Here is a 7612-nt window from a genome sequence, read left to right as displayed (position 1 = left end):
TTATTGACGCTGTGTTGGTTTTAGAGGTGACAGCCTCAGCGGCTGTTAAACTAGCTCATTTCACCTTGCGCAAAGTAAATGAGCTCGCTGCGCTCGCTGACATTAACACTTTGCACTTACTTCACCTTGCGCAAAAGAACCGCACTCACTGCGTTCGCAGTCGGTGCCTTTTGCACTTAATTCACCTGTGCAAAACGATGTATAGCCAACGCATCCATTGGTTTTAGAGCAATGTGTATCTTGCCATTGCGATCAATTGACACGGTTTTGCCTGAGCAATCAATGGCTGACGTTCTGCTTAGCTCATCACAGTAAATACCAGCCGGGAGGCTGGTTTGCAATGTGACATTCATCACTTGAGAACCTCGATTAATTGCGACAAAACCAACATCTCCCCTTGAGAAAGCGATTTGGTTATTTCCGTTATCCCACCAATGCTGAATTGATTGGCTCTTGCCAGTTTGGGCTCTAAATCGCATCGCACCAGTAATATACGGCTTTCTGTGTTCGCATTGCCATAATTGGTCATTGCAGTTGAGTTTATCAGATAGATGAACCAGCTCAGTAGGCCCTCCCGCATCCGTGTCGCCATTAAAATTATAACTGGACATGACTTTTGGATAGCCATACGGATAGGTGAGCATAAACACGTTTGCTAGCTCGTAAAGTCTGCCATCTTGAAAAGTTACAATATCGCCAGCACCGCCATGACCGCGTTGATTGTCATGGTTATCAGTAAATACAATTGCTTTATTACTGGGCATTAAATCCCAGTCTTTCTCAAAGCCTTTGAGAGAAGCCAGTTGTCCCTTTTTAAAAACGTGGCTCAGTTTCACACTGTATTTAAACTCTGTCACCATACCATTATTTAAATAAGTGTCAGCGGTGATGGCTTCACCGCCTTGATCTATGACTTCTTGAAATACAAGAGGAGAATGTTGAAGCTGTTTTAAAATTGCTGCAATGTCTTTAGCGGGCATGTGTTTGCTGGCATCCAATCTAAATCCGGCGACACCAAGCTTGATCAGTTCATTGAGATAGCCCGCAATTTTAGTTTGTACTCTGGGAGAGTCAGTATCTAGGTCATGTAGACCGACTAATTCGCAGTTTTGTACACGCCATGCGTCATTGACGTAATCTTCTGATTTGATAGCACATGGTTTGTGAAAGTCTTTTGGTTCATAGATCGGGTACTGTTTGTTGCCGTATGTTTTGCCAGCTATGCTTTTACCATTGCCATGGGCCATGTGGTTTATCACCGCATCAACATAAATATCTACACCTTGCGCTTTGCAACGATTAATCATATCGACGAACTGATCTCTATTTCCGCCTCTGCTCTGTATTTCATACGATACAGGCTGGTAGCGAGTCCACCATTGATCCCCTGCAATGTGTTCATTTGGTGGTGAGATCTGTACGGCTTTGTAACCCTGAGGACCCAAAAAAGTTTCGCATTCATTTGCTACATCCGCCCATGACCACTCAAATAAATGCACAAATGTAGATGTTGAATGGGGTGTCGCCATGACATGGCTAGATGCCACGAGCGCCAAGCTCGCAAATGCTGGAAATTTATAGTTTTTCATTTGTATGTTTCTCACTTATTTGAGATTGACAATATATCGCTCGTTTAAGGTGAGTCCATTGAATACGTATGCAAAAAGGCAACCAAAAAATCATATTTGGTTGCCATGTTCGGTGAATCAAACGGTTAGTTTAACATTAGAGAGACTGAATAATGTGAGTGTTTTGACCAAACTCAAAGACATTGAGTTTGCCACATTGAGCAAAGTGATTGTTACTGTCATAAGGACGGTTTTGTTGAGAAATGTTGTCTTCCCAGCCTTGACCGTTTTTAACGAACGCTTTTAACTCAAACCAACCTTGATGGGTTTTACTACAATCCATTTCTACTTCTAGTTTCCAGTAGTGCGGGCCCCATTGGTTTAAGCTTGACTCGCCAAACCCATGCAGGTCATAGGTTTTCTTTTCACCCCAATTTGCAGGCCAAATATTGGTTGTCCAATCCAAAGCTGTACCTTGAGCTTGGTTTGATTGACCTGATTCAGACGCCTGCCAGTCTAGGTACATATCACCTGACTTCCATGACGCAGTGGTTTGATTTCTGAGATTGACATGTTTTATTGGAATTTGGCAAAGCACTGGATTTTGATCACATTGCAGCCCACGTTGTATAGCTGCATTATGATCTAACCCGCCGCGTACAAACATATCTTGCCCGCTTTGTGTCTGTGCCTTTATAAATACAACCGTTCTTTGCCAATCTTCGTTGCCATCACTAGGGGTATCTGTTGTCATGCTTTGATGATGAATCGCCACTGCGTCCATCGGCGCTAAGGTAATATGTGCTGTCCCGTCGGTGTCTACCTTAATGGTTTTGCCTGCGCAGCCCTGTGCATTTTTACCGCCAGAGAGTTCATCACAATATATCCCCGCTACAAGCCCTGTTGCTAGCCTTACATTCATATTGCTTGACTCGCGGTTAATGGCTACAAAGCCTAAATTACCGCGTGAAAAAGCAATTTGGTTGTTACCATTGTCCCACCAATTTTGTACTGACCAGTCATCATTGGTATGATTTCTAAAGCGCATTGCACCTGCAATTAATGGCTTTCTGTGCTCACATTGCCATTGTTGTGCGTTACAATTTAAGTTGTTACCTTGATGGACTGGCATGTTTGGGCCACCCGCGTCGGTATCGCCGTTAAACTCGTAGCTAGACATTACTTTTGGGTAGCCATATGGGTAGGCTAGCATGAATACATTTGCCAATTCATAGAGCTTTCCGTCGTGGAAGGTGACAATAGAGCCTGCACCGCCATGTCCGCGTTGATTGTCATGGTTATCGGTAAATACAACAGCCTTATAGCTTGGCATGAAACCCCATTGCTCTCCAAAAGACTTAAGCCAAGCAAGCTTTCCGGTTCTAAACGTTTCGCTAAGTTTGATGCTGTATTTAAACTCTGTTACCAAACCATTTTGGAAATATTCTGATGCTTGAACAGCTTCACCGCCTTGGTCGATCACTTCTTGAAATACCACCGACTGCTGGTTTAATTTTGCAAGCACATCACCTATGTCTGATGCGGGCATATGTTTGCTCGCGTCCAATCTAAAACCTGCAACCCCAATATTTAAAAGGTCGTTTAGATAGTTAGCCAGCTGCGTCTGAACATACGGTGCGTCTGTGTCTAAGTCGTGAAGACCTACCAACTCGCAGTGCTGGACACGCCATGGGTTATTGCCATAATCAGCAGGGTTTATTGCGCAAGTTGAGTGAAAGTCATTCGGGCTGTAAATCGGATATTGCTTGTTACCGAATTGGCTACCTGCGACGCCCGTGCCACTACCATGTGCCATATGGTTAATTACAGCATCTACATAAATATCGACACCAACGGCTTTACAGCGTGACACCATATCGATAAAAGCCGCTCTGTTGCCACCTCTGCTAACTAATTGATAGCTAACAGGTTGATATCTTGTCCACCACTGGTTTCCGGTAATATGTTCACTTGGTGGCGAAACCTGAACCGCAGCATATCCCTGTGGCCCTAAAAAAGTTTCACATTCTTTGGCTACATCAGGCCAAGACCACTCAAAAAGGTGAACAAATGTGGTTGGTGCACCTGTGTTACTGGGCGCAGCGTAGGTGTAGTTTGATGCAAGTACCGAAACACTTGCCACGATTGGTAAAATTATATTTTTCATTATTGTGCCTCTCATTTACATGAGTTTTACAATATAAGGGGCTTTCGGGAACAATCCATTGAATACGTATGCAAAGCAGGGATATTAGTGCATATAAAATCTTTAAAAGATCTTAATTAGAGAATTTTATAATAAATATATTAATAATTTAGAATATAAACACCTTTAGAGTAGGTTAACTACACTAAAGTGAATTCAATGGTGCAATCTAATTAAACACAATTGAGCATAAACTTAAGCCAGATAGCTGTACGGTGATCACTTTCTTGTTTGATTGCGTTAAACTTGCCTTGAACTAGGTTTTTGCAAGTGGAGTACGAATGCAAAAAGTATTTGTAAGTGCATGTTTGGTAGGTAATAAAGTGCGATACAACGGCAGTAGCTTGTCTTTGGATAAGTCAGACAAAGGGTGGTTGGAACTGAACGTTGAACTTTCAGTGTTTTGCCCAGAAGTATCGGCTGGATTGCCAATTCCAAGGGCGCCAGCTGAGATTGTCGGTGGGTATGGACATGATGTGTTAAGCCACAATGCAAGTGTTTTAGGTGATGATGGTGTTGATGTAACCGATGCGTTTTTAACAGGTGCACGCCAAGCGCTTTCGCTCTGTCAGCAGCATGGGATCAAATATGCGATTTTGGCCGAAGGTAGCCCTTCATGTGGCAGTCAACAAATTTACGATGGCACCTTTAGTGGAAAGAAGATACCTGGTGCCGGTGTGACAGCACATTTATTGATGGCCAATGGCATTAAAGTTTATAGCCAACATACGGTGGCGCAGTTGATCCGCGAAGTAAAAAACGAACCATAAAGTACAAAAATTCAGTAACTCATACCGAATAATCCTGCATTAGTTTGCAAACTACCTGTGTGAGCTGGCTATCTTGCTGCATAAGCTGCTTGAGTTTGTCACAGGGGAGCCACATCACATCACAAGGGGTTTCGCTGACACATTCTGTTTTACTTGTTCCAGTAAGCAGGGTCATTAACGCGATTGACTCGCCAGGCCCTTTACTGGTGCAAGTGTGTTTTTTCCCTTCTTCTGTCACCATTAACCATTGTTCTTTCACGCTGCCTCGGCTAATAATGCCAATTTTATTGAGGGGATTATTTGCACTACAAATGAGATGCTCCGCCTCATAAACGCTGTGTTCAACATACGACGAGAGCTTCTCTCGAGTCTCAAGTGGTAAATTTTTAGCCCAGGGAATGTCGTTGGTAAATTGTTGTTCCTGCGTTGACTTAAAAATTGACTCATTTTGTAAGCTGGCCATTTTATCTTCTACGCTACACAGCAAGCGCTGTGCCTCAGGTTTGTCTAAAACCGCTTGCTTTAACTGCGCATTGATCACTGCACGCTCTCTATTGAGCAGTAACCTTGTGGCAGCCTGTGTTTGTAATGATTGAATAATTTCAGGAAAACTCTCGTGTAATTCATTCATGCGTTCAAGTGTTCGTGATTTATTGTCATTGACCGCTTTCTTCACGGCGTCTGCCGCCATTTGGCTAGGTGCTAAAGCTTGAATGTGGCTTTGCAAAGCCTCTTGTGCATGCATAAACCCGCGAGCAATGTCATAGCCTAAGGCCAGTTTATTGAAATAAAATTTGAGTAGCAGTTTGTTTAGCCAAGTGTATTGTCTAAGTGGCCGCAACCATTTTGGCGTTTGCCACACTGTGTAAATGCGCGTTCTAGGGCTAATGGTCGGCTCTCCATCTAAGGCTGCTTCCACTGCCTCAACCAATTTACTGGTTGCTTGTTTACTCAACATGCCCTGTTCAAACTGTGTCCAGTAGTGTTTTCGTTCCGTTTCAAGTAGCCGCCTTTTATAGGCTGTGTTCAGCTCATCGTCTGTGATATTGGCGTCGGACTCAAGTTCATCAAGCGTTTGTAATTTAGACTTTTGTTTAACGGTTTCCCAGTCTGCACCTTGTAAAAAAGGGTTGGTCATCATCACAGGTAACATGTCATGAAGTTCATTGCTTATTTTTGCTTGTGCTTTATCGACTGTTGCTTGTTTTGCTGGTGGCAGCGAGTTTAAACCCAGCAGCTTTAATAATGTACCCATAGTAGAACCGTTCACCAATATCGTTAATACCACAATGCCTGCGCATAAAAACAACACCCGATCACCAATTTCTTTCGGGATCACATCACTTGCAACTACGGCCAATGCCAAAGCCAAAGATACCGCGCCTCGCAATCCTCCCCAACATAATACAGCCGCTTTGGGAAAGTTAATGCCAATTCCTAATCTGGTTAAAGCCGGCATAAATACAGTAATTGAGGCTGCGCGGATAAGCAAAATGCCCACGTATAAAAACAACAGCATTTGCCACGCTTGCACGTCATTTAAAGGCACTCGAATTGCGACTAAAATGCCTACCAATAAAAAGATAAGCGTGTTGGCCATATGGGCCATCATTTCCCAAAAATGATGTAAAAATCCGGCCACTTCTGGGCTAATACGTGTTCTACCGATACTGGCAAACATAATGGCGAGCGTTACTACCGCAACTACTCCTGATACGTGAAAGTTTTCAGCGATAAAAAATACTGAGTAAGCAGCAGCTATGGTTAGCGAGATCTCTATCATGGGGTCGTTGAATACGTGTTCAATCCACATGATGCACAGGCCGCCGACGATCACTCCAATGATCAAGCCAACCAATACAACTTGCAAAAACTCTAGGGTGACGTGCAAAGGAGAGGAGAGACCCGCCGCTGCATCCCCACTGTACATGGCAGTAACCCAGGCAAAAAATAACGAAAAGAAGACGATAGCTGTACCATCGTTGAGTAAAGATTCTCCCTCAATTAACGTTTCAAGTCGTTTTCGAGAGCTGACTTCTTTGAGTAGCGCAACAACGGCAACGGGATCTGTTGCACTGATCAAAGCGCCAAACATTAAACAAATGGCCCAGCTCCATCCCCAGCCATCAGGCACGATGGCAAAAATCAGCTCTGCGGTTAACCAAATCGCCAGCATGAGTCCGGGCACTGCCAATATGGCTATTTGAGTAAACATGCGTCTGAACAGGTGCACCTCCATTGCAAAGGCACTTTCAAATATCAAGGTTGGCAAAAAAAGATATAAAAATAAATGAGAATCTATTTCAGCGACTAAGGCGAGGCTGTGACCAAACTCAGGTGCATATGCATCGAAGAGCTCGCCGCGTTGCAGCAGACCGATAGCTATGCCCAAAAGTAATAGAGCCACGGTGTAGGGGACTTGTGTCCCCTTTAAAATATGTCTGACAAACGCACCAATAAAAAGCGCAAAAATCACAAATAAGAGGATTAAAAGCCCTGTGCTAAAAGCCATAGTTCAGTGCCTTGATTAATTTGATGCACTAAGTTTAGAAAAGGAATCTTGTGTTCGCTAAGTCATCTGTGTTTTATCACCTTGCGATCAGGATATAATTGTTCTTACAATAGAAACAATGAGTTAAACATAGCTGTTTGAAGGGGATAAAATTGGCAAAGGGTAGCTGTAACTGCAAAGCTGTGCAGTTTGAAGTGCGTTCGCCTATTGAGCATATTTATATTTGTCATTGTTCTATTTGCCGTAAGGCCGGTGGTGGCAATGGTGTTTCGGTGGCTGTTGTTAATAACAATGATTTTGTTTGGTTATGTGGTCAGGAATTTATTAAAACATGGCACAAACCAAACCATGATTGGCTGTGTCGCTTTTGTACTGAGTGTGGGTCGAATTTACCTGGTAAAAACGACGAACAGCGTATGTATGTACCAGTAGGTCTGATCTCAAACACCGATTTGGAAAATGCTAAAGTGGCGCACCATTTATGGGTAAGCTGTAAAGCGAGTTGGGAGCATATTGGTGGTGAAGGCAAACAGCATGCAGAGTTTATCGTTTAGTC

Annotated in this window: 5 protein-coding genes; 2 read left to right on the top strand and 3 right to left on the bottom strand. The window is 43.4% G+C overall.

Going from position 1 to position 7612, the window contains the following annotated elements:
* Window positions 1–176: 176 nt before the first annotated feature.
* Window positions 177–1589 carry an alpha-amylase family protein gene (locus tag MHN81_RS27335; RefSeq protein WP_343224749.1) on the bottom strand — a complete coding sequence of 471 codons (1413 nt, stop codon included), beginning with the start codon at window positions 1587–1589 and terminating at the stop codon, window positions 177–179.
* A 136-nt stretch (window positions 1590–1725) separates the two neighbouring features.
* Complete coding sequence (locus MHN81_RS27330; RefSeq protein ID WP_239427314.1) at window positions 1726–3735, bottom strand: alpha-amylase family protein; 2010 nt, start codon at window positions 3733–3735, stop codon at window positions 1726–1728.
* A gap of 320 nt (window positions 3736–4055) precedes the next feature.
* On the opposite strand from MHN81_RS27330, the gene MHN81_RS27325 reads away from it, so the two are divergent.
* Window positions 4056–4544 carry a DUF523 domain-containing protein gene (locus MHN81_RS27325; protein WP_023398577.1) on the top strand — a complete coding sequence of 163 codons (489 nt, stop codon included), beginning with the start codon at window positions 4056–4058 and terminating at the stop codon, window positions 4542–4544.
* A 19-nt stretch (window positions 4545–4563) separates the two neighbouring features.
* Here the strand turns inward: MHN81_RS27325 and MHN81_RS27320 are convergent, their stop codons facing one another.
* The gene (locus tag MHN81_RS27320; RefSeq protein WP_239427313.1) at window positions 4564–7056 is read right to left on the bottom strand and encodes a cation:proton antiporter; all 2493 of its coding nucleotides are present in this window, start codon (window positions 7054–7056) and stop codon (window positions 4564–4566) included.
* 152 nt (window positions 7057–7208) lie between these two features.
* Between MHN81_RS27320 and MHN81_RS27315 the strand changes: the two genes are divergently transcribed.
* On the top strand, window positions 7209–7610 hold the full coding sequence (locus MHN81_RS27315) for a GFA family protein (RefSeq protein WP_239427312.1): 402 nt from the start codon (window positions 7209–7211) through the stop codon (window positions 7608–7610).
* The last annotated feature ends 2 nt before the right edge of the window (window positions 7611–7612 follow it).

Source organism: Pseudoalteromonas sp. Of7M-16 (genome assembly GCF_022347805.1).
Taxonomy (GTDB): Bacteria; Pseudomonadota; Gammaproteobacteria; order Enterobacterales; family Alteromonadaceae; genus Pseudoalteromonas; species Pseudoalteromonas luteoviolacea_F.
Note: the sequence above shows the minus strand (reverse complement) of the source record. Positions and strands in the feature narration are given on the sequence as shown.

Coding starts and splice junctions, on each gene's coding strand:
- MHN81_RS27330 (WP_239427314.1), bottom strand. CDS start 3,735: ATGAAAAATATAATTTTACCAATCGTGGCAAGTGTTTCGGTACTTGCA.
- MHN81_RS27335 (WP_343224749.1), bottom strand. CDS start 1,589: ATGAAAAACTATAAATTTCCAGCATTTGCGAGCTTGGCGCTCGTGGCA.
- MHN81_RS27320 (WP_239427313.1), bottom strand. CDS start 7,056: ATGGCTTTTAGCACAGGGCTTTTAATCCTCTTATTTGTGATTTTTGCG.
- MHN81_RS27325 (WP_023398577.1), top strand. CDS start 4,056: ATGCAAAAAGTATTTGTAAGTGCATGTTTGGTAGGTAATAAAGTGCGA.